Origin of the sequence: Micrococcus sp. HSID17227 (genome assembly GCF_003989405.1) — a bacterium.
In the GTDB taxonomy this organism is placed as follows: domain Bacteria; phylum Actinomycetota; class Actinomycetes; order Actinomycetales; family Micrococcaceae; genus Micrococcus; species Micrococcus luteus.
The window spans coordinates 1-2,347 of the sequence record NZ_RBLN01000309.1; the positions used below are offsets into that span (position 1 = coordinate 1).

Sequence of the window (2,347 nt, forward strand, 5' to 3'; positions counted from 1 at the left end):
GCGGTCGAGTACTACACCGGCTACCTGCTGGAGAAGGCGCTCAGCGTCGACAACCTGTTCGTCTTCCTGGTCATCATGGCCAGCTTTCGGGTGCCGCGCCTGCTGGGCGCCGCCGTCGTCGTCCCGGCCCATGGCGGGCAGCGCCTGGGTGCGGTTCGGATCGTCGGCGGCGTCGTCCTCGACGAACGCGCCGTAGTCCAGCCCGGATTCGAAGTCCTCCGCCCCGGCGCGCTCGTCGCGCCCGCGGCCGGCCTGATGGGAAGCCATGCTCGTGCCTCTCTCGAGTGGGTCCGTCCGCCCGCGGGCGCCGGGGATCAGTAGCGGTAGTGGTCGGCCTTGTAGGGGCCGGCCACGTCCACGCCGAGGTACTCGGCCTGGGCCTTGGTCAGCTCGGTCAGCCCGACGCCGAGGGCGTCCAGGTGCAGGCGGGCGACCTTCTCGTCCAGCACCTTGGGCAGCGTGTAGACGCGCTTCTCGTAGTGCTCGCCGGTCAGGGCGCCGGTGCCCGTGGAGCCGCCGAAGAGCTCGATCTGCGCCATCACCTGGTTGGTGAAGGACGCGCTCATCACGAACGAGGGGTGGCCGGTGGCGTTGCCGAGGTTCAGCAGGCGACCCTCGGAGAGCACGATGATGCTGCGCTCGGCCTCCGTGCCGCCGTCCAGGGTCCACTCGTGGACCTGCGGCTTGATCTCCGTCTTCACGACGCCGGGGATGCGGGCCAGGCCGGCCATGTCGATCTCGTTGTCGAAGTGGCCGACGTTGCCCACGATGGCCTTGTCCTTCATGGCGGCCATGTGCTCGGCCATGATGATGTCCTTGCCGCCGGTGGTGGTGACGAAGATGTCGCCCTCGCCCACCACGTCCTCGAGGCGGGCCACCTGGTAGCCGTCCATCGCGGCCTGCAGCGCGCAGATCGGGTCGATCTCCGTGACGATCACGCGGGCACCCTGGCCGCGTAGGGCCTCGGCGGCACCCTTGCCGACGTCGCCGTAGCCGCAGACCACGGCGACCTTGCCGCCGATCAGCACGTCCGTGGCGCGCATGATGCCGTCCGGCAGGGAGTGGCGGATGCCGTACTTGTTGTCGAACTTGGACTTGGTCACGGCGTCGTTCACGTTGATCGCCGGGAAGAGCAGGCGGCCCTCCTGCGCCAGCTGGTAGAGGCGCAGCACGCCCGTGGTGGTCTCCTCGGAGACGCCGCGCAGGGTGCCGGCGGTCCGGGTCCAGTGCTGCGGGTCGCGGGCCAGCGAGCGGCGCAGCGTCTCGAGGATGATCCGGTACTCCTCGGGGTCGTCCTCGGTGGCGCTGGGCACGGCGCCCGCGGCCTCGAACTCGACGCCCTTGTGCACCAGCAGGGTGGCGTCGCCGCCGTCGTCCAGGATCATGTTGGGGCCGCGCTCCGGATCCTCGTCCGCGCCCGGCCAGGTGAGGATCTGCGAGGCGGTCCACCAGTAGTCCTCGAGGGACTCGTTCTTCCAGGCGAACACCGGCACGCCCTGCGGGTCCTCGGGGGTGCCCGAGCCCACGACGACGGCGGCGGCGGCCTCGTCCTGCGTGGAGAAGATGTTGCAGGAGGCCCACCGGACCTCGGCGCCGAGGGCGATGAGGGTCTCGATGAGCACGGCGGTCTGCACGGTCATGTGCAGGGAGCCGGCGATGCGGGCGCCCTTGAGCGGCTGGGCCTCCCCGTACTCCTCGCGCAGGGACATCAGCCCCGGCATCTCGTGCTCGGCCAGGCGGATCTGGTGGCGGCCCGCCTCGGCCAGGGACAGGTCCCGGACCGTGAAGTCGAACGAGGCACCGGGCACGGTGGTGCGGTTGGCGAAGGCCGGGTCGACGTCGGGGGTGCGGAACTCTGCGGAGGTCTCAGTCATGCCCTCCAGCCTAGCGAGGCCCCGGACGGCACGACACGTGCCGCGTCAGTCCCCGTCACGCACCACGCGCAGCCCGGGGCGGGCCGGCGGGACGGCCATGGGCCGGGTGGGGACCGTGCGCACGCCGCCGTCCGCGTCGACGGCCTCGTAGTGCTCGGGCAGCTCCAGCCGCAGCACCTCCCAGCCGCGCGGGGCCGTGGTGCGCCGAGCGTGCTCGCCGCAGAGGTCGTACGTGTGCGGCTCCGCCCGGCGCGACAGGGGCCCGATGACCACCTGCGAGTCCGCGTAGTTGTACGTCAGCGTGGCCAGGGCAGGGCTCTGGCATCCGGTCTTGCTGCAGCGTCGCATGGGTCCCACGCCCGCCACCCTACTCGGCGGACGGCCCGGAGCGGTGGCCTACCATGGCGCGCATGACCGCGTCCGCCTCCTCCGATCCCCTCGACCCCCTGCCGTTCCGGGCGGGCGACGCCGCG

2 protein-coding genes and 1 pseudogene are annotated in these 2,347 nt (G+C 71.7%); 1 reads left to right on the plus strand and 2 read right to left on the minus strand.

All coding sequences use genetic code 11. The annotated features are described in order from the left end of the window. Positions 1 to 321, plus strand: a pseudogene (locus tag D8M29_RS13845) (hypothetical protein); the annotation flags it as partial. On the opposite strand, the gene ahcY reads toward D8M29_RS13845, so the two are convergent. Together ahcY and D8M29_RS11140 are read right to left on the minus strand one after the other, a co-directional pair. Then, on the minus strand, positions 315 to 1,874 hold the full coding sequence (gene ahcY / locus D8M29_RS11135) for an adenosylhomocysteinase (protein ID WP_225348319.1): 1,560 nt from the start codon (positions 1,872 to 1,874) through the stop codon (positions 315 to 317). The pseudogene D8M29_RS13845 and the gene ahcY sit on opposite strands and share 7 nt — an antisense overlap. Before the next feature lie 45 nt (positions 1,875 to 1,919). Next, on the minus strand, positions 1,920 to 2,222 hold the full coding sequence (locus D8M29_RS11140) for a DUF3499 family protein (protein ID WP_020628239.1): 303 nt from the start codon (positions 2,220 to 2,222) through the stop codon (positions 1,920 to 1,922). Positions 2,223 to 2,347: the final 125 nt, after the last annotated feature.

Bases quoted from the DNA above. Each gene is read 5' to 3' on its own strand.
- ahcY (WP_225348319.1), bottom strand. From the start codon at position 1,874: ATGACTGAGACCTCCGCAGAGTTCCGCACCCCCGACGTCGACCCGGCC.
- D8M29_RS11140 (WP_020628239.1), bottom strand. From the start codon at position 2,222: ATGCGACGCTGCAGCAAGACCGGATGCCAGAGCCCTGCCCTGGCCACG.